This is a genomic window from Chitinophaga sp. 180180018-3, from assembly GCF_037893185.1.
Taxonomy (GTDB): domain Bacteria; phylum Bacteroidota; class Bacteroidia; order Chitinophagales; family Chitinophagaceae; genus Chitinophaga.
In genome coordinates this window covers 702,435-725,174 of sequence record NZ_CP140772.1, presented here as the reverse complement: position 1 = coordinate 725,174, position 22,740 = coordinate 702,435, and the positions used below count along the sequence as shown (strand labels likewise).

The following is a 22,740-nucleotide window of genomic DNA, read 5'->3' as shown; positions in this document are numbered from 1 at the left end:
AATCGTTCGTTTATTATTTCGATGCAATTCCTTCATCTATTAACCAATGTCCGTTCAGTTTCAAGACTTTTTCCATTACTTCCCTTACGCATCCCTGTCCACCGCCCAATGGCGAAATATACCGGGAAATGCTTTTTATCTCTGGTGCCGCATCTGCAGGGCAGGTAGCCAGCCCCACCAGCTGCATCGGCCTGTAATCGGGAATATCGTCGCCCATGTACAATATCTCCTCCCAGCGCAGATCGTTTTCAAATACGTAATCCTGTAGCTTCTCCTGCTTTTCCTGCACGCCAGTGTAGATATCTTTTATGCCAAGTCCCTGTAACCTGCTCACCACGCTTTCTGATTTTCCGCCTGAAATGATCACCACCCGGTATCCTTTCTTAACAGCCAGTTGCATAGCATAGCCGTCTTTGATATTCATCTTCCTCGACATTTCTCCTCCGGGTAATAATTGCAAAGTACCGTCTGTAAGCACCCCGTCTACGTCTAATACAAAAGTGGTGATGGGTTTGAATAAGGCCAATATGTTCATAGGCCAAAAGTAAAGAATTAAGAATTACGCAGTCCGTAATTCTTAATTCGCAATTCCTTTATGAAATTGATAAATCGCATCCGACACCACCCGATACACCAGCTGCAAATATTCGTTATCTGCAAGCAGCGCGCGGTGAAGGCTCATCGTAGTCTCGTCCTGGCGCAGGGCGGGGCCGGTCTGGACGGATTCGGGCGGATATTTCTCCAGGCGTTCGAAGGTTTCTTTTATAATGGGTTGTAAGAGGCTGAAATCCAATTGCTCCTTTTCGCAGAAGGCTTTAGCCTGGGCGATCAGGTGATTCGTGAAATTATTACAAAGCACGGCGGTGAGATGATATTTCAGCCGCTGTTCAGAATTGGTAATCGTTACGCTGCCGGATATACTCTGGGCCAGTGCCTGTAAACGCCTCAGCACTTCATCGTTGCTGGCTTCCAGCATTACCGGGATGGGCGGATAGCTTTTCATCTCCTTCCGGATCGATTGCAGCGGATACAGCACGCCCGTATTGGAAGATATCCGGGAGATAGACTGCAGCGGTACTGCGCCTGCCGTATGCGCCACAATGCGCTTACCCAGCCGGAGCTGGTCGTTCAGATCCGGAATGGCGGCATCGCTTACTGCCAGCAGGTAAATATCTGCGTCCATCTGAATATCCTGCAAATCGTCCGTATAATCCGCATTCAGCATCTCTCCCATCTCCCTGGCGTGCTCTTTCTGCCGGCTGATGACCTGTTTAATCTGATGACCATGAATTTTCAGAAGATGCCCGAAGCAATGAGCAACATTACCTGTGCCAATGATAACTACATCCATTACATTTTTTTTTAAGATTATAGACCGCGGTAACCGGCGATTTCTAATATACGTGTTTTAACGGGTCAATGTTTTATTTCATTGTGTTCATTTATTACAAAGCAATCCATCCTTATCTTATCATGTCTGATAGATATTTTTGTTAATATAACAGGATGCCGGGATTTACTATCTTTAACCGGGTTAGCATGAGGCCGCTATGAAGTATGACGTATTTCCGGAATTAAATATAAATTAAAGATTAATATCTGCGGGTCCGGGATCTGTCTCCGGAAGCCTGCAAACGGTGCACTGGTACGTAATATATATAATAAGGTATAGTGATTGGAAAGAAGGTAAATAGCAACATAATTTTGGGGGGTCTGACCAATATCATTATAATTTTATATTATTGCGGAATTCATTGAAGTAATTATTTTACAGAATTTTGCGTATTTAGCAGGATATTAAAGAAGCATACATGGCAAAAAATTTAGTTATAGTTGAGTCCCCGGCGAAAGCCAAGACCATAGAAAAAATACTCGGCAAAGACTTCGAGGTCAAGTCCTGTTTCGGTCACATCCGTGACCTGGAGAAGGACGACATGGGGATAGACATTGAAAATAACTTTAAGCCTAAGTATGTGATTCCGGACGACAAGGAGAAGGTGGTCAAGGAACTCAAGAAGCTGGCGAAGGATACCGATGAGGTATGGTTAGCAACGGATGAGGACCGTGAAGGGGAAGCCATTTCATGGCATTTATGTGAGGTATTACGCCTGGATCCGTCAACTACCAAGCGTATCGTTTTCCATGAAATCACCAAACCGGCTATTGAGAATGCGATAAAACATCCGCGGTACCTGGATATGGACCGGGTAAACGCCCAGCAGGCACGTCGTATCCTGGACCGTATTGTGGGTTTTGAGATTTCGCCGGTGCTCTGGCGTAAAATGAGCATGCGTAATTCCCTGTCTGCCGGCCGTGTGCAGTCAGTGGCCGTACGCCTGATCGTAGAACGTGAAAGAGAAATCAATGCCTTCCAGACTGTCAGCACCTTTAAGGTAGAAGCCTGGTTCACCGGGAAGGATATCAATGGCAAAAACATTTCATTCAAAGCGGAAGGCCCGTCTAAGCTGAAAACAGCGGAAGATGCTGAAAAATTCCTGCAGCAGTGTATTGGCGCCGGCTATACCGTAAAGGATATACAGGTTAAGCCGGGCAAGAAATCGCCGGCTGCACCATTCACCACTTCCACCCTGCAACAGGAAGCCAGCCGCAAACTCGGCTACAGCGTTTCCAAAACCATGTTGCTGGCTCAGAAACTGTATGAAAGCGGGTTTATCACCTACATGCGTACGGACTCCGTAAACCTGTCGGATACTGCCATCACAGACATCGAAAAATCTATCCGCAATAGTTTCGGTGACAAATACTACCAGCATCGCAAATTCAAGAATAAAAACGAATCGGCTCAGGAAGCGCACGAGGCTATCCGTCCTACCTACATGGAAAATGCCACGGTAGACGACAGCGATACCCGTAAACTCTATGAGCTTATCTGGAAACGTACCATCGCCAGCCAGATGGCTGATGCGGAACTGGAGAAAACCACCGCTAAAATCGATATTTCCACCAACCACGAAGAGCTGACTGCCAGCGGAGAAGTGCTGAAATTCGATGGCTTCCTGAAAGTATACATGGAAAGCCACGACGAGGAAGACGAAACAGAAGAACAGGAAGGCTCATTACCACCACTGGCCGTGAAACAATCACTGGACCTGAAGGAAATGAAAGCCACTGAAAGATTCTCCCGCCCGGCTCCCCGTTATACGGAAGCCAGCCTGGTAAAGAAACTGGAAGAACTGGGCATCGGCCGCCCATCTACCTATGCGCCTACCATCACCACCATACAGAAGCGTAACTATGTGGAAAAGAGGGATAAAGAAGGGGTGAAAAGAGAGTTCCGCATCCTGGTGCTCAAGGCAGATCAAATCAACAAAGTAACGGACGCTGAAAATACAGGCGCTGAAAAAGCCAAACTGTTCCCAACAGACCTCGGCATGATCGTGACTGATTTTCTGAACCAGTATTTCAATAATGTAATGGACTATGGCTTCACCGCGAAGATCGAAGAAGAATTCGATGAAATCGCAAATGGTAAGAAGCAATGGGCCAAAATGCTGAAAGAGTTCTACTCACCGTTCCATAAAGATGTGGAAAACACCCTCGAAAATGCGGAACGTGTGAAAGGGGAACGCCCGCTTGGAACAGATGCCGCCACCGGCAAACCTATCGTGGCCCGCATGGGACGTTACGGCCCGATGATCCAGATAGGCAGCGTGGAAGATGAAGAAAAACCACGCTTCGCCAAGCTGAAAGCTACACAAAGTATTGAAACCATCTCGCTGGAAGAAGCGATGGAGTTGTTTAAACTGCCCCGTAACCTGGGCCAGTTTGAAGACCAGGATGTGATTGTGAATATCGGCCGTTTTGGTCCGTATGCGCAACACGACAAAAAGTTCTATTCCCTGAAAAAGGAAATGGATCCGTACACCGTGGAGCTGGACGAAGTAGCGCCGCTGATCGCTGAAAAGCGCGCTGCGAAAGACGAACGTACGATCAAGATATTTGAAAAGGAAAAGATCCAGGTATTAAGAGGCCCATACGGACCTTATATTAAACAAGGACTGAAGAATTATAAGATACCAAAAGAAAGAATAGATGCAGCTGCCGAGATCACGGTAGAAGAAGCCAAAGCCATTATAGAAGATGCCAAGGCCAATCCTCCGAAGAAAAAGGCACCGCCGCGGAAGAAGAAAACTGAATAACGCAGTGGTAACATCTGATGAAAAATCGGGGCAATGACAATAACTGCAGTGTGAGTGATACGCCGATTATTTAATTTGCCAGCAGGATCACATCATTTGAAGATTACCACATGATCATGATAATGGTATGAATGAAAACAGAGAAATACACGCTTTGTTCCACCTGTTGGATGATCCGGATCTGGAGGTATTTGATACTGTTGCCAGTAAGATACTGTTATATGGCAAAGACATAATCCCCAATCTGGAGAATTTGTGGGAGAATACAATTGACGAATCCATACAGGAAAGGATTGAGTTGCTGATACACAGGGTGCATTACCAGGACCTGCAGGCTGCTGTTCGCACATGGGCCCAGGCTGATATACCTCACCTGTTACAGGGCGCTATCCTGACAGCCAGATATCAGTTCCCCGACCTGGCTGAATCCCAGATCATCACTGAAGTAGATCGTATTAAACGCAATATCTGGCTCGAATTAAATAATTATCTCACCCCGCTGGAGCAGATCAATGTACTGAACAGCATGGTGTATAATTATTTCGGCCTCAAGGGAGAAGAAGTTTCTTACCAGCGTAAGAATCAGTTTTTCATTAACCAGGTAATTGAATCAAGGAAAGGAAATCCTATCACCAACGGGATCATCTATCAAAGCCTCTGTGCCATGCTGGATCTTCCGGTGTATGCTGTGAATATCCCCCGGCAGTTTATCCTCGCGTATTTCGACAGCTTTATTGATTTCAACGCTCCTGCCGACACTGGCAACCATCATATCCTGTTTTTCATAGATCCCATTCAGGGGCAGATCTATACACAACAGGATGTAGATACCTATCTTAAACGTGTTTCCGTGCCGCCCGTTCCCTCCTATTTCAGGCCTCAGTCTAACAAACGCATTATACAGTTCCTGTTGGAAGAACTGGCTAAATGTTTCCGTGACGATAAAGAAGCCTACAAACAGGATGAACTGATGAACCTTGCCAGTATTATAGAATAAGAAGTATAGGAAGATATAAATCAAAAGTCCCATCGCATATACATGCAATGGGACTTTTAATTTCTTGCAAGAAAGATATATTATACAAATAATATCTTACTTAGCCTTAGTTGCAGCAGCTGAATCAGCAGCAGGTGCAGCAGCAGCAGTAGTGTCTACATGAGCAGCAGAATCAGCAGCAGGTGCAACTGGAGCAGCGTTCATGGTGTCAGCAGCAGGAGCTGCAGCAGAGTCAGCAGCAGGTTTGCTACCACCGTTACAAGCAACGAAGAACATACCAGCAGCAACTGCGAATACAAATAATTTTTTCATTTTTAGTTCGTTTTTTTTGTTTTTAAAAACCGGCGCAAAGTTATGCAAAATATATTAAATACAAAATCTTACCTACTTATTTCACCCACCCTTACTTTTTACGGAAGAAGATCTTAATCGGAACTCCCGTGAAATTGAACTTCGTGCGCAGCTGATTCTCCAGGTAGTTACGGTATGGCGCCTTCACATCATCCGGCAGATTACAGAAAAAGGCAAATGCCGGTGTATGCGTTGGTAACTGCGTTACATACTTGATGCGGATAGGAATACCTCTCACTACCGGTGGATGATATGCTTCAATTGCTTTCAGCATCACCTCATTCAGGGTAGACGTCTGAATGCGGCGCAAACGGTTCTCATATACTTCCAGCGCAGTTTCTACCGCTTTGAAGATACGCTGCTTTTCCGTTACAGATGTAAAGATCACCGGCACATCAGAGAAAGGAGCAAGACGCTGTTTCAGTTCTTTCTCGTAATCTCTTGCTGTGTTAGTGGCTTTTTCCACCAGGTCCCATTTATTGACCAGTATCACCACGCCTTTTCCCTTACGGGCAGCAAGACTGAAGATGCTGAGATCCTGTGCAGTGATGCCTTTTTCGGCGTCGAGCAGCAACATCACTACATCTGCTTCATCCAGCGCTTTGATGGCACGGATGACAGAATAAAATTCCAGGTCTTCATGCACTTTGGTTTTACGCCTGACACCGGCAGTATCAATGAGCATGAAATCTTTCTGGAACATATTATAACGCGTGTGAATGGTATCGCGGGTAGTTCCTGCAATATCGGAAACGATATTGCGTTCTTCTCCGATCAGTGCATTCAGCAGCGAAGATTTTCCCACATTAGGCTGGCCTATGATGGCTATTTTAGGAAGATCGCTTTCTTCATTGGCGTCTCCCATATCCGGAGTAATGTGCGTTACCATCTCATCCAGCAACTCCCCTGTGCCACTACCGGTCATGGAGCTGAGGAAATATATATGTTCAAAACCAAGACTGTAAAATTCCGTAGCTTCCAGCTGGCGCTGGGCGTTATCTACTTTATTTACCACGAGGTAAACGGGTTTGGAGGTGCGGCGGAGAATATCGGCCACATCTGCATCCAGGTCTGTAATCCCGGTAGTCACATCACACATGAAAATAATCAGGTTCGCCTCTTGTACAGCTATTTTCACCTGTTTACGGATCTCACGTTCAAACACATCATCGCTGTTGGTTACAAATCCACCGGTATCGATCACGTTGAATGTTTTTCCGTTCCAGTCGGCGATGCCGTACTGGCGGTCGCGGGTAACACCGCTCTGGTCGTCTACGATGGCTTTGCGCTGTTCCAGTAAACGGTTGAACAAGGTCGACTTGCCAACGTTCGGACGCCCAACTATCGCAACTGTAAATCCTGCCATTGCTTATTATATTATATAGTTTCGTACTAACCTGGATAATGCACCCAGGAATTTCTATAATCAATATCCGTATTCCTTCAGGAACGTATCATTATCGCGCCATTTGTTGCGCACCTTAACGAATAGTTCGAGGAATACTTTACGTTCAATGAATTGCTCTATTTCTTTACGCGCCTGGGTTCCCAGTTCGCGGATCGACTGTCCTCTTTCACCCAGTATGATACCTTTCTGGGTATCGCGTGTTACGATGATTTCAGCACTTATTTTGGTGAGTGTTTCCTTTTCCTGGAATTGTGTAACAATTACCGTAGTGTGGTAGGGAATCTCTTCCTCGTATAATTTGAATATTTTCTCACGGATCATTTCTGCCACAAAAAAACGTGTAGACTTATCCGTTAGTGTATCTTCCGGGTAGAAGGGATTGGCTTCGGGTAATAGGGCTACAATCTCTGCCAGCAGTTCTTTTATTCCTTTTTTCTGCATAGCAGATATCGGAACAATGGCTTTGGCTTTACCCCAGGCCTTCACTTTTTCCACCAGCGCAGCCATGTCATCCTTCTGCACATTATCCATTTTATTCAAGATAAGGATCACCGGCACTTTCAGCTTCAGGGAGTCAAACAATTCCAGGTTTTCTTCCAGGGAATCTTTGGCGTCCATGATCAGCAACGCTACGTCAGCATCTTCCAGGGCCGATTTTACCGCACCCATCATTTTCTCATGCAGCTTATATTTCGGATCGATGATACCCGGAGTATCGGAGAAAACGATCTGGTATCCGGGCTCAGTCAGCACGCCGGTGATGCGATGACGTGTGGTTTGCACCTTAGGAGAAATAATGGCCAGCTTCTCACCGATCAGTGCGTTGAGCAGCGTGCTTTTTCCCGCGTTGGGCTTACCGAAAATATTTACAAAACCAGCTTTGTGCATGAATGATCTTTAAACAGTTCTCTCAAACTTACAGAAATAAAAAAAGCCGAATTTCTTCGGCTCTTTAATTTTTTTCTGACGCCTTTGCAACGTCTTTTTGTAGCGAGGAGCGGATTCGAACCACTGACCTTCGGGTTATGAGCCCGACGAGCTACCTCTGCTCTACCTCGCAATGAGGGTGCAAAGATATAACTATTTTACTTAGCGCCAAAACTTTTTTAAAAAATAGCAAAAAGCCAACCATAACTGGTTGGCTTTCATATTGGAATGCTTCATACACTTTAAAATGGAAGATCGTCAGCAGGTTGTTCCTGTACGGGTTCAGCCTCCGGAACAGCGACCTCGGCAAGCGTGGCTTTTCTTTTGTCGTCATCCCTGCGGCTGAGCAACTGCAAAGCAAACACCCTTACCCTCATGGCACATGCTAACACGCCGGTATTGGTATTTACATAGGCTTCCGCTTTCAGACTGCCCTCTACATATACCATGGTGCCCTGTACCAGATAAGGCGCTACACCGCCTCTTTCCCATAGTGAACAATCCATCCAGGTGGTTCTTTCTTCCAGCACTCCCTGTGCATTTTTAAAACGCTCATTAACAGCTACCGGAAAGTTGAACACGGATGCTCCGTTGACTTCTTTCTTAACAACATCGCGGCCGAGATGCCCGATGAATTGAATTTTCATCATCAGAAATAAAGATTTAATGGTTAAAAACTTATATCAGATGATTGAGAGAAGTATCCATGAAAATTAAGCAAATTTCCGGCCTCTGAAAAATAAATTCGCATTTTTATTAAATACCGTCCTAACTTTGCGTTAACACAAACATGGGGTGCCTTACTTTCAGGCTGAGATCACACCCAATGAACCTGGACCAGGTAATGCTGGTTAGGAAACGAGCAAAACGCAAAAGATACATACGTAGAAATGAAACAGCTAATGTTATTAGTGCTGCTATCCGTAGCAGGCACTTTACATGCACAATCGCTGCTGACCGGTACTGTTACCAGCAAAACCGACGGCCAGCCACTGGAGGGTGTTACCATTACGATTAATCAGACAGGGGCCGTAACAGACGGTAAAGGCCATTACAGTATCCATCTCCCTAAAAAAGGAAGCCATACCTTAACTGCCAGTTTTATCGGCTACAAATCCTTTGAGGTTACGATAACGACTACTAACAGCCATCAATTGCAGGATATTGTGCTGGAATCAGCCAGTCTCTTCGTAAAACCGGTGGAGATCAGCAGCCTGCGAGCTGGTAAGAACTCGCCTTTTGTGCATACTACCCTGTCGGCAGCCGATATTAAAAAAGAGAACCTGGGCCAGGATCTGCCTATACTGCTGGATCAGCAACCCGCTGTGGTAACCAATTCCGACGCAGGTACCGGTATCGGCTATACGGGCATACGTGTGCGGGGCTCCGACATCACCCGTATCAATGTTACAGTAAACGGTATTCCTGTGAACGATGCTGAATCCCAAGGTACTTTCTTCGTGAATATGCCCGACTTTGCCTCATCTGTCAGCAGTATACAGCTGCAACGCGGCGTAGGTACCTCCACCAATGGCGCCGGCGCATTTGGTGCCACCCTCAATCTCAGTACCAATGAATTCAGGGAAAAGGCCTACGGCGAGATCAGCAGCAGTTACGGCTCCTTCAACAGCTGGAAGAATACGGTTAAAGCAGGCTCCGGACTGATCGGCGATCACTTTACCATCGATGCACGCCTCTCTAAGATCAGCTCCGACGGCTATATCGACAGGGCCACGTCCGATCTCCGCTCCTTCTATACTTCCGCCGCGTATATCTCCGCAAAAACGGCTATACGGCTGAATGTTTTCTCTGGAAAGGAAAAAACCTACCAGGCCTGGAACGGCGTGCCTAAAGCACTCCTGGAAACTGACCGCACTTACAACTCAGCCGGCACAGAAAAACCCGGCACGCCATACAACAACGAAACCGACAATTACCAGCAGGATCACTACCAGCTGTTTCTTAACCAGGAAGTCAACGCTCATCTGAACTTCAACGTGGCGTTGCATTTCACCCGCGGCCGCGGCTACTATGAACAATACAAAGCAGCCCAGCAATTCGGTCAATATGGGTTGAGCAAACCTATTATCAACGGGCTGCCGGTAGATAGTACCGACCTGATTCGTCAGCTTTGGCTGGACAATTACTTCTACGGCTCGGTCTTTTCCGTAAACCGTACCGGCAACAAATTCAACTGGAGCCTGGGCGGAGGCTGGAACCGCTACACCGGTGATCATTATGGAAAAGTCATCTGGGCGCAAACCGGCATCGATAAAGATTATAAGTACTACACTTATCCCGCAGCAAAGAATGACTTCAATATCTACTGGAAAGGAGAATACAAGCTCACTCCTGCATTCAGCCTCTTTGCAGATATGCAGTACCGCAACATCATGTACAACATGGATGGCTTCGAATCTGTTCCTGCTTATATCGCGCATGTGAACTACAATTTCTTCAATCCCAAAGCAGGTATTTCCTATAGCATCAATCCATCCAGCCGGGTGTTTGCCTCTGTTGCCATCGCGCATAAAGAGCCCAACCGCGTTGACTTTGAAAGCAACTATGGGGCAGCGATGCCTAAGCCGGAGATACTCCGCGACGTGGAAGCAGGCTACTCATGGCATAACAATATCGCAGCTATTGATGCGAACGTTTATTACATGAACTACAAGAATCAGCTCGTGCAAACCGGCATGCTCAACGATGTTGGTGCCTACATGCGCACCAATATTCCGAAAAGCTATCGTGCGGGTATCGAGGTGAATGGTAATGTGAAGCTGTCGCCCGTATTCAGCATTGCTGCCAACGCGGCCCTGAGCAGCAACAAAGTACTTGACTATCGCGCAGTTACATATGATTCCAGCAATACAGCGCATACACAAACCTTCAAAAAAACAGATATCTCCTTCTCGCCTTCTTTCGTAGGTGGGTTAACGTTATCTGCGAAACCAATAAAGAACCTCAACATCGATCTGCTCGGCAAATACGTAAGCCGCCAGTATATGGATAATACCTCCAATACCGAAGCCAGTCTGGATCCTTATTTTGTGAGTAACCTGCGCATTAACTACGTAGTGCCGCAAACGTTATTCCGCGAACTGGGTATTCAGTTTATGCTGAACAATATTTTCAATGCAAAATATACTCCCAACGGAAGCACTTACAGTAGTTACGATCTCCAATCCAACCGGGTGGCGTATGATAGCTACTACTATCCTATGGCAGGGATTAATTTCTTTGCAGGAGTGACGGTAGGATTTTAATCCAACAGCTGTGCTATCGCCTTATCCACAGCCTCGAACGGAAATCCTTTCACTACCTGCTCCATCTGTTCTGCGATCTGGGAGGTGCAGAGGTTGCCTATACTTCCGGCGTGCGTATGCTTTACTTCTTTTTCAGGTGAGAAGGTGCCATTTTCGATATCCATTCCAACTTTTTTGTAGGCCTCACGGAAAGGCATACCCTGTAATACGAGGTTGTTTACTACTTCCACGCTGAACAGGTATTGGTATTTTTCGTCGTCCAGGATATTCTCTTTGATGCGGATATTTTCCAGCATCAGGCGGCTCATCCGAATACAGTCTTTGAGTGTTTGGAAGGCGGGGAACAGGTTCTCCTTCAGCAGCTGCAGATCACGATGGTAGCCGGATGGCAGGTTGGTGATCATCATAGCTATTTCGTTAGGCAGTGCCTGCAGTTTGTTTCCGTGCGAACGGATCAGTTCCCAAACATCCGGGTTCTTTTTATGCGGCATAATGCTGGAGCCGGTAGTCAACTCATCAGGGAAGCTGATGAAGCCGAAGTTCTGATTCATGAACAAACAGGCATCCATGGCCATTTTAGCGATGGTGGCAGCAATGCCGGCCAAAGCGAAGGCTACGATTTTTTCCGTTTTACCGCGGCCCATCTGGGCGTATACAACATTGTAATTCAGTGTTTCGAATCCCAGCAGTGAGGTGGTTAACTCACGGTTAAGGGGGAACGAAGAACCATAACCGGCAGCAGAGCCGAGCGGGTTTTTATTTACTACTTTGTAAGCACCCTGCAGCATGGTGAGATCGTCGACCAGGCTCTCTGCATAAGCGCCAAACCACAATCCGAAGGAAGAGGGCATGGCAATCTGCAGGTGTGTATAGCCCGGGATCAGGTGTTGTTTGTATTCTTCACTTTTATGTTGCAGCAGGTGGAAGAGTGTCAGCACTTCTTCCGTGAGCGTCTGCAATTCATGGCGCAGGAACAGTTTCAGATCTACCAGCACCTGGTCGTTCCTGGAACGGCCGCTATGGATCTTTTTACCTACTTCCCCCAAACGGCGGGTCAGCAATAGTTCTACCTGGGAGTGGATATCTTCTACTCCATCTTCCAGTTTAAAAGTACCTGCCTGGATCTCCTGGTATATATTTTTCAGTTCCTGCTTTAAAACAGTCAGTTCTGCTGCTTCCAGCAAACCGATTTGCTGCAGCATAGTGATGTGCGCCATAGAGCCCAGTACATCAAAAGGCGCCAGGTAGGCATCCATTTCACGGTCTTTTCCAACGGTAAATTGCTCTACCGCTTCCAGTGCAACCTTATCTTTTTGCCACAATTTCATAATAGTATATTTTCCTGCCTGAATGGCAACTAAAAATCGTATTTACCAAAAATGCGTTCCTTCACCTCCGGCCATTCTTCCTTCAGGATACTGAAGTACACGGTATCTCTCACTCTGCCTGAATTGGTGATCATATGACGGCGGAATATACCTTCTTCCTTACAACCAATACTCAGGATAGCGTTGCGCGACTGTGTATTGAGTGCATCTGTTTTCAGTTCTACCCTGTTCACGTCCATTACCTCGAAGGCATATTGCAACATCGCATATTTCATGGCCTTATTCAGTCCTGTTCCCTGAAACTCCGGTGCAATCCACGTAGAGCCTATTTCCGTACGCTTGTGCGGTATTAGCAGATTCATGTAACGGGTGGAACCAGCCACCTTGTTTTCCTTTTTATCGGTAATGACAAATGGGATAGACACGCCGGCTTCCCGGTCGGCCAAACCAGTGCGGATGTATTTCTCCAGGTCCGCTACTGTTGTGATCTGCTGTAGTTGCACTTCCCAAAGGGAAGGTATTAATGCAACAGGTGCTAGCACCTCCAGGTGCGTTAATTGCAGCGGTTCCAGCAAAACGCGTTTATTTTCGAGTACTGGCTGATAATCCATATTACTGTATCATTTCAAGTAAGCGAATATAACTATCGATACCATCTTTAATTTCATGTAGATGGATAAATTCATCTGCAGTATGAGAACGGGCGGAATCACCAGGTCCCATCTTAACGGAAGTAGCCGGAATCAATGCCTGGTCAGACGTGGTTGGCGAGCCATAGCAGGTTTTACCAATGCTGATGCCAGCCTGCACAAACGGATGGTTCATCGGAATGAAAGATGGCCGCATGCGGATCGACCGTGGCTTGATTTCGCACGACACATTTGCCTGAATAGTCTCCAGCAGTTCTTCCAGTGTGTATTGATCAGTAGCCCTTACATCTACTACAAATGAGCAGTCAGCAGGCACTACATTATGCGCTTTATTAGAAGTATTAATTACGGTAACGCTCATCTTTACCGGTCCCAATGTATCTGAAACCTTGGGGAAACGATAATCGCGGAACCAGGCCAGATCGGGCAATGCTTTGTATAACGCATTCTCTCCTTCTTCGCGGGCGGCGTGGCCGGCTTTACCATGACTGATGCAATCCAGCACCATCAGGCCTTTCTCGGCTACCGCCAGTTGTGTTTGCGTGGGCTCACCCACGATGGCAAACTCAATAGCCGGTAACATCGGCAGTATGCTCTCTACTCCGTTCGGTCCGCTGATTTCTTCTTCAGCAGTGGCAGTGAGAATGATATTATAGCTCAGATCAGTCCGATGATAGAAATGCAGGAAAGTAGCGATCAGGCTTACCAAACAGCCGCCTGCGTCGTTGCTGCCCAGGCCGTAAAGTTTTCCATCCACCACATCCGGACTGAAAGGATCGCGGGTGTATTGTGGATTAGGCTTTACCGTATCATGGTGGGAATTCAGCAGTATATTGGGTTTGGCAGCGTCGAAATGTTTGTTATATGCCCAGATATTGTTGAGATGCCGCTCATGCGGAATATCCATGGCTGCCAGGAAATCACCGATCAGTTTCGCTGTGCCGTCTTCTTCGCGACTTATTGACGGGGTGGCAATCATTTGCTTCAGCAAGGCCACTGCCACATCATATAATTTTTCGTTCCACATAGGTTAGCATATTAAAGTGCCTGCCACTGTTGCAGTGGTATTGCTCAAAACATCATCCGCATGCCCGATCAGCACCTCTTTTACACCATTATCGATAGCGCTGAATGCATTCTGCAATTTCGGCAATATTCCTTCTGTTAATACCTTTTCTGCCAGCAGCTGCTGATATATTTCCTTGTTGATCAGGTTAATCACCGCATTATCATCTGCCGGGTCGCGTAATACGCCTTTCTTTTCGAAGCAGTAAATCAGCCGCACGCTGTAGTAGGCCGACAGTGCAATGGCCAGGGAAGATGCAATCGTATCCGCATTGGTGTTGAGGATCTGTCCTTTTCCATCGTGTGTAAGCGGCGCAAACACAGGTGTAGTACCGGCTTCCAGCAACGCCCGCAGTGGTGCAGTATTCAGTTTGTCTGTATATACATCTCCCACAAAACCATAATCGATCTCCTTTACCGGTCTCTTCACCGCAGGAATGATGTTGGCATCCGCACCGGTTAACCCGATAGCGTTACAGCCATTTGCCTGCAATTGAGCCACCAGCTGCTTGTTCACAAGACCGCCATATACCATGGTCACTACGTCAATGGTATCTGCATCCGTGATACGCCGGCCATCCACGTACTTCGATTCAATACCCAGTTTATCGCCGATACGGGTGGCAATCTTGCCGCCACCATGTATCAGGATCTTTTTACCGGGTATTGCTGCAAACTTCCCGAGGAAGCTTTGCAGCAATACCGGATTATCAATTACGTTTCCGCCTACTTTAATGATAAATAAGTCGATCATAATTATCCTTTCAGTATTTCGCTCAACACCGCTTGTGCTGCCCATACACGGTTACCCGCTTCAGGAATAACGATGGATTGAGGCCCGTCCAGTACTTCATCTGCAATTACCACATTCCGTCTTACCGGCAGGCAATGCATGACTTTCGCAGCATTGGTCAGGTTGAGTTTTTGATTGGTAAACATCCAGGAAGGATCTGTGCAGGTGATCTTGCCATAGTCGCGGTAAGACGACCAGTTCTTCACATACACGAAATCAGCGTCCTGCAGAGCTTTATCCTGGTTATATTCGATGGTTGCATTTCCTGAAAATTTCTCATCCAGTTCATATCCCTGTGGGTGCGTAATCACAAAATCCACTTCTCCCCAGGCGTTCATCCACTGTGCAAACGAGTTAGGAACCGCCTGTGGCAACGCTTTCACATGCGGCGCCCAGGTCATCACCACTTTAGGTTTACGGGTCTGCTGCCAGTTTTCCTTAATGGTAATAACATCTGTCAGGCTCTGCAAAGGGTGCAGGGTGGCGCTTTCCAGGCTTACCACCGGTACGCCCGCGTATTTAATGAACTGATTGATATATTTCTCTGTATAATCTTCTTCTTTATTCTTCAACCCCGGGAAGGTACGGATGGCAAGGATATCGAAATACTGTCCCATTACGGCAGCCGCTTCCTTTACGTGTTCTGTAGTGTTACCATTCATGATAGCACCATCATTCATTTCCAGCGCCCATCCTTCCTTATCAATATTGAACACGACTGCTTCCATGCCCAGGTTTTTAGCTGCTACCTGTGTACTCAGGCGTGTTCGCAAACTGGGATTCAGGAATATCATTCCTACTGTTTTGTTCTTACCTAATTCCTTGTCCCTGAAAGGATCTTTCTTGTAGTTCAACGCAATGTCCACCAACCGCGGGACACTGGGAACATCTGCTGTAGAAATAAATTGTTTCATTTCGCTATTAAGCTTTAAACAGGCAGTGGAAAGATGCTAAGGCACACTGCCTGCCATATATGGTTATTGGTCTTGCTACTTGTTTAATTCCTTTCTGAATGCTTCCAGGAACTGATCTGCATGAGCTTTCTGCAGCGCCAGGGAAGGCAGTAACCTGATTACATTAGGCTTGGCTTCTCCGGTGAAGATCTTATGCGTAAACAGCAGTTCTTTTCTCACATGCGCCAGTTCAGCAGGCAGTTCAATACCGATCATCAATCCCCGGCCTCTTACTTCCTTCACTTTGTCGAATGTCCGCAGTTGTTCAATCAGGTAGTTTCCGATGCTGGCTGCATTTTCAATCAGTTTTTCTTCCTGTATCACTTCCAGTACCGCCAGTGCTGCCGCGCAGGCCAGGTGATTACCACCAAAAGTGGTGCCCAGCATGCCATAAGCCGGCTGAATCTTGGGAGCAATACTGATGGCCCCTATCGGGAACCCGTTGCCCATGCCTTTCGCCATGCTATAGATATCTGCATTTACACCAGCAAAATCGTGGGAATAGAATTTACCGCTTCTGCCGTAACCACATTGCACGCTATCTGCAATAAATACCGCATTATGTGCATCGCAAAGGCTCCGGATCTTCTTCAGGAAAGATTCGCTGGCTACGTTAATACCGCCAACACCCTGTATACCTTCAATGATCACAGAAGAAACTTCGTGGTCCCTGAAAGCCTGTTCCAGCGCAGCTTCATCTTCCCAGGGAAGAAACACTACATTATCTGTTTCGTTCACCGGTGCTACTATCTTGGGATTATCAGTAGCAGCTACTGCCAAGGAAGTCCTTCCGTGGAAGGATTTCCTGAAAGCGATGATTGTTTTCTTTCCGTTATAAAAAGACGCCAGCTTCAGTGCGTTTTCATTAGCTTCTGCACCAGAGTTGCAAAGGAACAACTGATAGTCTTCCTTACCGGAAACCTTTCCCAGCATAGTAGCCAGTTGCTCCTGCAAAGGCATCTTCACGGAATTGGAATAGAAGCCTACTTTATGCAGCTGATCGGTAAGCCGTTTCACATAATGAGGATGCGTGTGGCCAATGGAGATCACAGCATGACCGCCATACAGATCAAGGTATTGCGTGCCCTTATCGTCCCAAACATTAGAACCCTGGGCTTTTTCTATGATAATATCATTGATGGGATATACGTCGAACAGTTTCATTGCTGACTAAAAAATTTGAAATGAAAAAAATACTTAGAACACGATGGACTTCAGTTTCAGTCCGGCCGTTTCATCCAGTCCGCACATGATGTTCATATTCTGTATCGCCTGTCCTGAAGCACCTTTCACAAGGTTATCTTCAATAGAGTGGATCACCAGTTTGCTGCCTGTTTTTTCCAGTTGTATCAGCACTTTATTGGTATTCACCACCTGTTTCAGGTCGATCTGTTTGTCGCTTACATGTGTAAAAGGATGACCGGCATAATAATCTTTATACAGCTTCACAGCCTCTTCCAGCGATAAGTCAGATTGCAGGTAAGAAGTGATCCAGATTCCTCTCGGGAAATCGCCTCTTACCGGTACAAAGTTCACGTCTTCGTTAAAGCCTGGCTGCAACAGCTGCAGACTTCGTCGTATTTCTTTCAGATGCTGGTGTGTCAGCACTTTATAGGTAGAAACATTATTGGCTCTCCAGGTAAAATGGGAAGTAGCCTGCAGGCTCTGTCCTGCTCCGGTTGAGCCGGTAATACCCGTGGTATGTACTTCTTTCAGCAATCCTGCTTTCGCCAAAGGAAGCAATCCTAACTGAATAGCAGTAGCAAAACAACCGGGATTGGCGATGTTCTGCGCCTTGCTGATGAGATCGCGCTGCAGCTCCGGTAAGCCATATACGAAAGTGCGTTCTTTAACGGTTTCGCCTAAACGAAAATCCTGGCTCAGGTCAATCACTTTCACATGCGGCGCTACATCCGTAGCTTCCAGGAACTTCCTGGATTCGCCATGTCCCAGGCAAAGGAACATAACATCTATATCGTTGCTCAGTTCACTGGTGAACAACAGCTCCGTTTCACCCAGCAGGTCGGCATGCACAGCGTACAACGGGTTACCTGCATTACTCCGGCTGTGTACGAATGAGATCGTCACATCCGGATGGTTTAACAAAAGCCGGATCATTTCACCGCCTGTATAGCCCGCTCCGCCTATGATCCCAGCCCTTATTTTTTTATTGTCTGCCATTACCTGCCTGTTTAGATAGAATTTTTAACCTGATGCCAGATCATTGTCTGGTTACCGAATATTTTGCTGAACCCTCTCACATCGTCTCCGCTCCAGCCATTATTCATTTCTCCGTACTTGCCGAATTTGCTGCTCATCAGATCGTACGGTGAGCTGATACCAGTAACCTGGAAGCGGTAAGGCATCAGTGTTACAAATACATCGCCGGTTACATTTTCCTGGGTATGCTGGAGGAAAGCTTCAATATCGCGCATCACAGGGTCCATGATCTGACCTTCGTGCATGTAGTTGCCATAGAACTGCGACAGCTGGTCTTTCCAGGTCAGTTGCCATTTGGTGAGTACATGTTTCTCCAGCGCATGGTGTGCTTTGATGATCACCATCGGAGCAGCAGCCTCGAAGCCTACGCGGCCTTTAATACCAATGATGGTATCTCCCACGTGGATATCGCGTCCGATCGCAAACGGACCGGCAACAGTTTGCAGGTATTGAATCGCTTCAGCAGGGTGTTGAAATTGTTGATCATTCACTGCTTTGAGCTCGCCTTTTTCGAAAGTTAATTTCAGCTGTTCTTCTCCCTGTTTGGTCAGCTGGGTAGGCCATGCAGATTCGGGCAACATACCGTTGGAGCTAAGTGTTTCCTTACCGCCAACTGAAGTACCCCACAGGCCTTTGTTGATAGAGTAAACCGCTTTTTCGAAGTTCATATCCACGCCTTTGGATTTCAGGTAGGAGATTTCTTCTTCGCGGCTCAGTTTCAGGTCACGGATCGGTGTGATGATCTCTACACCGGGGATCATGATATGGAATACCATATCAAACCGTACCTGGTCGTTACCTGCACCGGTACTACCGTGTGCTACCGCATCAGCGCCTACTTCCTTCACATATTCAGCGATAGCCAGCGCCTGGCTCATACGCTCTGCACTTACGCTCAGCGGGTAGGTATTGTTCTTCAGCACATTACCGAAGATGAGATACCTGATCACGCCATCATAATAAGAATGTACTGCATTAACAGTTTTGTGACTCTTAACGCCCAGGTTATAAGCGCGTCTTTCAATTTCCTGCAGTTCCTCTTCAGAAAAACCACCAGTGTTAACGATCACTGAATGCACTTCATATCCTTTTTCGTTCGTCAGATATTTAACGCAATAGGAAGTATCCAGCCCTCCGCTAAATCCCAGTACTACTTTTTTCATTATGACATCTTTTTTAAAAATTCAGATAAGTATGTTTACAATCCTGTGGTCAGAACAGGAAAAATTTCTTTTTAGACCCGGTGGCACCACCTTCTTTTCTGCTATTCAGCAAAACAAATCTTTTAAATCTTAACCAGCGCTCGTAGAGTTTTATATTTCCTTTAAATCTCCGGTGCCGCTTCTTGTGCTGCATGTGTCCGCTGGCATTGACAGACATCTGTGGCTGTTGCTTCTCGGCCTCCTGCGCTGCTTTTTCCGCCATCGCCTTTTCCTCTGCTTCCTTCAGCTTTTCAACAGGGTCGTATAACATGGCCGTGCACAGGCAGTTCTTACGCTCCTTGCTGGTAAGGATATCGAAGTTCACACAACTGCGGCAGCCTTTCCAGAACTCTTCGTCGTTGGTCAGTTGAGAATAGGTAACCGGCTCGTAGCCCAGCTCGGAATTGATCTTCATTACAGCCAGCCCGGTAGTCAGGCCAAAGATCTTGGCATCCGGATACTTCTTCCGGGAAAGCTCGAATATCTTCTTCTTGATCGATTTAGCAACACCATGGCCACGGAATGCAGGGTTAACAATCAAACCGGAGTTCGCCACAAATTCTTCATGGCCCCAGGCTTCTATGTAACAGAAACCCACCCATTCTCCCTTATCGGTAACGGCTATAACTGCTTTGCCTTCCTGCATTTTCAGCTCCACATAAGCAGGTGAACGTTTGGCAATACCAGTTCCACGCGCTTTTGCAGACGCTTCCATCTCGTCGGTGATGGTATTTGAATAGTGAATATCGTCAGGAGTGGCTACCCTAACGATGATATGTTGATTTTCCAACTTTTTAAATTGAAATTGTGAATCAATAAACTAACATTGAAAATCCATTACTGGATGGGTCACCGGAGGATTGGGGAATCACGGTGCGATAGCGGTCATAATATGTAAACAAGCGCTATCAAATTCTAGGTCGTCGGGAAAGGAATCTAAAGACATTGAACCCAACAGAATATACCCCCTTCTCAAGAGCGGGATGATATGCGGAGATGTTGGTATGAGTTGCGATTTTTTCCAACTTCAGTTCAGCGTTAAATTGTTATAAATATTGTCTTTAGTTTAGATTATCCGCAAAGTTATAACAATATCTTTTTAAAAAGTCGATTTTTTTTTGAATGCGCGAGAATTTTAACAATGTGCAGACGATTCATTTCTGCCAGCACCGTCAGCACCGGTTATATATTATATTTCCCTTCATATAATCTCCTAAAAAAAGCGGAGATGAGCGCCCTTTCTATCTGGTGCTCATCTCCGCTAATCAATTCATTTACAGTATATTACCTGGTAACCACTCCCAGTTCGGCAATACCGGCCCAGGGCTGCTTTTCGTCTGCCGGCGCAGTAGCCACCAACCTGATGTAACGCGCATTCACTTTATTGAAGGGAATCTGTTGCAGTACAGGGTTATTTTTGATGTTCGCAAACTGTCCGCTGGCCACCGGGCGGCCCCAGTTTTTACCGTCGGTGCTCACATAAAACTCGTAGCCATAAATCACGCCTCCGGCTTCTCCCACCGGCGGCACATACGTAAACCCTTTCAGTGTCAGGGTTTTGCCCAGGTCTACCTGGAACTCATGTGGGTACCGGGCTTCATTGCGACTACTTATATATATGGTCTGGTTATTTCCGTCGATGGCATTGGCGGCCTCGTGGCCTTTTTCTGCCGGATCTGTATGGAGAACTGTCCAGCTGCCGGGCGCCACATCGAATTTAGCTGTAGCAACGGCTCCGGAGGTTTTCCCCTTAGGCAGGAAGGCCCTGGCTTTTACCACGCCTCCATCCGGAAGGGCAATGCTGGTATTCTTTTCACCTTTGTATACGGGAGATGATAAACCGGGCTCGGTTCCATCGAGGGTGTAATGCACTTCCACATCTGCTCCATCGCAGCTGATGGTTACCTTCCCATCGGCAGCACGGGTAATCCGTGGTGTGGCCACCACATCCGGCGCCTTATACAGCTGCACCTCGCTGATCACCGGAGCAGCCTTGGCTTCCAGGATGTTGATACGTACGGCATTGGTGGTATAGTCCGGCAGCCGCAGCATGCGTTTGTGGCCGATGGTGGTTTCATTCGCTATTTCTTTCCAGTTGCCATTCTCTTTTATCTCTACGCTGAAACGCTGCACCCGTTGCCCGAGCGCGATGTATTCCTGCAGCACCACCCGGTTAAAGGTAACCGGCTTTGCGTAGGTGAGGGTGATGGCAGCCGTGGTGGCATCGTCTGTTGTGGCCCAATAGGTGGTATTAGTACCATCAGTCAGATACGATACTTTCACAGCAGCATTATTCTTTCGTGTATTCGTTGCCGTTACTACGGCTTTCTTCGCCAGATTATCTTTGAAAGTAGCATCCAATACACGGCGCAGCTCCATCAGACGCGTAGAATCGTTGGGATGAATGAGGCCATCGCGATCTACCGGCACGTTGAGGATCAGGTTACCATTGCGGCCTACGGAACCATAATAGATATCCAGCAGCGTAGTTAATGATTTCACCTTATCGTTTGTTTCAGGGCTGTAGAACCATCCCGGGCGTATAGACACATCACATTCCGCCGGGATCCATTTTTCACCGCCTTCGTTGCCTTCGTTCAGCGATTTCTGTGGCGGGCCGCCGGCTCCGGGACTGAAGCCTTTGACGTTCAGCGTGCTCCAGTTGGTAGTACCGGCAATACCGTTCTCATTACCTACCCAGCGGCAGCCCGGGCCTACGTCACTGAAGATAACGGCGTTGGGCTGATTCTTATATACTACGCTGTGAAACAGGTTCCAGTCGTACGGCTGCTTGATATTACCTCCATTGGCGCCATCGAACCACTGTTCGAATACCGGTCCGTAGCCAGAGAGTACTTCGTTCAGTGTATTAGCGAACACCTGATTATAACCGGGTTTTCCGTATTCCGGATGGTTCCTGTCCCACGGAGAAAGATACACACCGAACTTCAGGCCATACTCCTTACAGGCAGCGGAGAGTTCCGCCAGCACGTCGCCTTTGCCATCTTTCCACGCGCTTTCCCTCACGGTATGGGTACTGTACTTACTGGGCCAGAGACAGAAACCATCGTGGTGTTTGGCGGTGATCACAATTCCCTTCATCCCTGCCAGTTTCGCCGTGCGGGCCCATTGGCGGGCATCCAGATGAGTGGGATTGAATACTTTCGGATCTTCATCACCATGCCCCCATTCCTTGTTGGTGAAGGTGTTAGGACCGAAGTGAATGAACATGTAATATTCCATGTCGTTCCACGCCACCTGTGCGTTAGATGGCAGCGCCCCGTAAGGCTTGATCTCCTGAGCGGTAGCGAAATGAAAGCCCAGTAAACCGGCTAGTAGTAGTTTATATCTTTTCAAGATTTTTGATTTTGTAATTACGAATTACGGGTTAAAGCGAAGATATAGCAGGTTGTTGAACGG

At 47.0% G+C, this 22,740-nt stretch carries 19 protein-coding genes, 1 tRNA gene and 1 riboswitch; of the genes, 3 read left to right on the top strand and 17 right to left on the bottom strand.

Annotation, left to right across the window (positions count from 1 at the left end; all coding sequences use genetic code 11):
* Positions 1 to 13 precede the first annotated feature (13 nt).
* Complete coding sequence (locus UNH61_RS02945; RefSeq protein WP_326990616.1) at positions 14 to 535, bottom strand: 3-deoxy-D-manno-octulosonate 8-phosphate phosphatase; 522 nt, start codon at positions 533 to 535, stop codon at positions 14 to 16.
* Between the two features lie 42 nt (positions 536 to 577).
* A complete protein-coding gene (locus tag UNH61_RS02940; RefSeq protein ID WP_326990615.1) occupies positions 578 to 1,351 on the bottom strand; it encodes a DUF2520 domain-containing protein in 774 nt (257 codons plus the stop codon).
* A 460-nt stretch (positions 1,352 to 1,811) separates the two neighbouring features.
* On the opposite strand from UNH61_RS02940, the gene topA reads away from it, so the two are divergent.
* Together topA and UNH61_RS02930 are read left to right on the top strand one after the other, a co-directional pair.
* Positions 1,812 to 4,160, top strand: a complete 2,349-nt coding sequence (gene topA, locus UNH61_RS02935) for a type I DNA topoisomerase (protein ID WP_326990614.1) — start codon at positions 1,812 to 1,814, stop codon at positions 4,158 to 4,160.
* A 127-nt stretch (positions 4,161 to 4,287) separates the two neighbouring features.
* Positions 4,288 to 5,157, top strand: coding sequence for a transglutaminase-like domain-containing protein (locus UNH61_RS02930; protein ID WP_326990613.1), 870 nt, complete (start codon positions 4,288 to 4,290; stop codon positions 5,155 to 5,157).
* A 96-nt stretch (positions 5,158 to 5,253) separates the two neighbouring features.
* Here the strand turns inward: UNH61_RS02930 and UNH61_RS02925 are convergent, their stop codons facing one another.
* The 5 genes from UNH61_RS02925 to ssb form a co-directional block, all read right to left on the bottom strand.
* Positions 5,254 to 5,469: a hypothetical protein gene (locus UNH61_RS02925; protein ID WP_326990612.1), complete on the bottom strand. Its 216-nt coding sequence runs from the start codon at positions 5,467 to 5,469 to the stop codon at positions 5,254 to 5,256.
* A 91-nt stretch (positions 5,470 to 5,560) separates the two neighbouring features.
* A complete protein-coding gene (gene der / locus UNH61_RS02920; protein WP_326990611.1) occupies positions 5,561 to 6,874 on the bottom strand; it encodes a ribosome biogenesis GTPase Der in 1,314 nt (437 codons plus the stop codon).
* Between the two features lie 60 nt (positions 6,875 to 6,934).
* Complete coding sequence (era, locus tag UNH61_RS02915) at positions 6,935 to 7,804, bottom strand: GTPase Era (RefSeq protein ID WP_326990610.1); 870 nt, start codon at positions 7,802 to 7,804, stop codon at positions 6,935 to 6,937.
* A gap of 100 nt (positions 7,805 to 7,904) precedes the next feature.
* Positions 7,905 to 7,976, bottom strand: a tRNA-Met gene (locus UNH61_RS02910).
* Positions 7,977 to 8,085: 109 nt separating this feature from the next.
* A complete protein-coding gene (gene ssb / locus UNH61_RS02905; RefSeq protein ID WP_326990609.1) occupies positions 8,086 to 8,493 on the bottom strand; it encodes a single-stranded DNA-binding protein in 408 nt (135 codons plus the stop codon).
* Between the two features lie 131 nt (positions 8,494 to 8,624).
* Positions 8,625 to 8,719, top strand: a riboswitch (TPP riboswitch).
* 14 nt (positions 8,720 to 8,733) lie between these two features.
* Between ssb and UNH61_RS02900 the strand changes: the two genes are divergently transcribed.
* Complete coding sequence (locus UNH61_RS02900) at positions 8,734 to 11,109, top strand: TonB-dependent receptor (RefSeq protein ID WP_326990608.1); 2,376 nt, start codon at positions 8,734 to 8,736, stop codon at positions 11,107 to 11,109.
* On the opposite strand, the gene argH is transcribed toward UNH61_RS02900, so the two are convergent.
* The 10 genes from argH to UNH61_RS02850 all read right to left on the bottom strand — a co-directional run bounded on the left by argH (position 11,106) and on the right by UNH61_RS02850 (position 22,677).
* The gene (gene argH / locus UNH61_RS02895; RefSeq protein ID WP_326990607.1) at positions 11,106 to 12,437 is read right to left on the bottom strand and encodes an argininosuccinate lyase; all 1,332 of its coding nucleotides are present in this window, start codon (positions 12,435 to 12,437) and stop codon (positions 11,106 to 11,108) included. The two genes, UNH61_RS02900 and argH, sit on opposite strands and share 4 nt — an antisense overlap.
* Positions 12,438 to 12,466: 29 nt before the next feature.
* Positions 12,467 to 13,048, bottom strand: a complete 582-nt coding sequence (locus UNH61_RS02890) for a GNAT family protein (protein ID WP_326990606.1) — start codon at positions 13,046 to 13,048, stop codon at positions 12,467 to 12,469.
* A gap of 1 nt (position 13,049) precedes the next feature.
* Positions 13,050 to 14,114, bottom strand: a complete 1,065-nt coding sequence (locus UNH61_RS02885) for a M20 family metallo-hydrolase (protein ID WP_326990605.1) — start codon at positions 14,112 to 14,114, stop codon at positions 13,050 to 13,052.
* 3 nt (positions 14,115 to 14,117) lie between these two features.
* Positions 14,118 to 14,906: an acetylglutamate kinase gene (gene argB, locus UNH61_RS02880; RefSeq protein ID WP_326990604.1), complete on the bottom strand. Its 789-nt coding sequence runs from the start codon at positions 14,904 to 14,906 to the stop codon at positions 14,118 to 14,120.
* A 2-nt stretch (positions 14,907 to 14,908) separates the two neighbouring features.
* Entirely contained in the window at positions 14,909 to 15,859 is a 951-nt protein-coding gene (locus tag UNH61_RS02875) for an acetylornithine carbamoyltransferase (RefSeq protein WP_326990603.1), read from the bottom strand.
* Positions 15,860 to 15,934: 75 nt separating this feature from the next.
* Positions 15,935 to 17,062 carry an aminotransferase class III-fold pyridoxal phosphate-dependent enzyme gene (locus UNH61_RS02870; protein ID WP_326990602.1) on the bottom strand — a complete coding sequence of 376 codons (1,128 nt, stop codon included), beginning with the start codon at positions 17,060 to 17,062 and terminating at the stop codon, positions 15,935 to 15,937.
* A gap of 33 nt (positions 17,063 to 17,095) precedes the next feature.
* Positions 17,096 to 18,079 (bottom strand): N-acetyl-gamma-glutamyl-phosphate reductase, encoded by a 984-nt coding sequence (gene argC / locus UNH61_RS02865; protein WP_326990601.1) that lies wholly within the window; start codon positions 18,077 to 18,079, stop codon positions 17,096 to 17,098.
* 11 nt (positions 18,080 to 18,090) lie between these two features.
* Positions 18,091 to 19,281: an argininosuccinate synthase gene (gene argG, locus UNH61_RS02860; protein WP_326990600.1), complete on the bottom strand. Its 1,191-nt coding sequence runs from the start codon at positions 19,279 to 19,281 to the stop codon at positions 18,091 to 18,093.
* A gap of 49 nt (positions 19,282 to 19,330) precedes the next feature.
* Positions 19,331 to 20,110, bottom strand: coding sequence for a GNAT family N-acetyltransferase (locus tag UNH61_RS02855; RefSeq protein ID WP_326990599.1), 780 nt, complete (start codon positions 20,108 to 20,110; stop codon positions 19,331 to 19,333).
* 494 nt (positions 20,111 to 20,604) lie between these two features.
* Positions 20,605 to 22,677 (bottom strand): alpha-L-fucosidase, encoded by a 2,073-nt coding sequence (locus tag UNH61_RS02850; RefSeq protein ID WP_326990598.1) that lies wholly within the window; start codon positions 22,675 to 22,677, stop codon positions 20,605 to 20,607.
* Between the last annotated feature and the right edge of the window lie 63 nt (positions 22,678 to 22,740).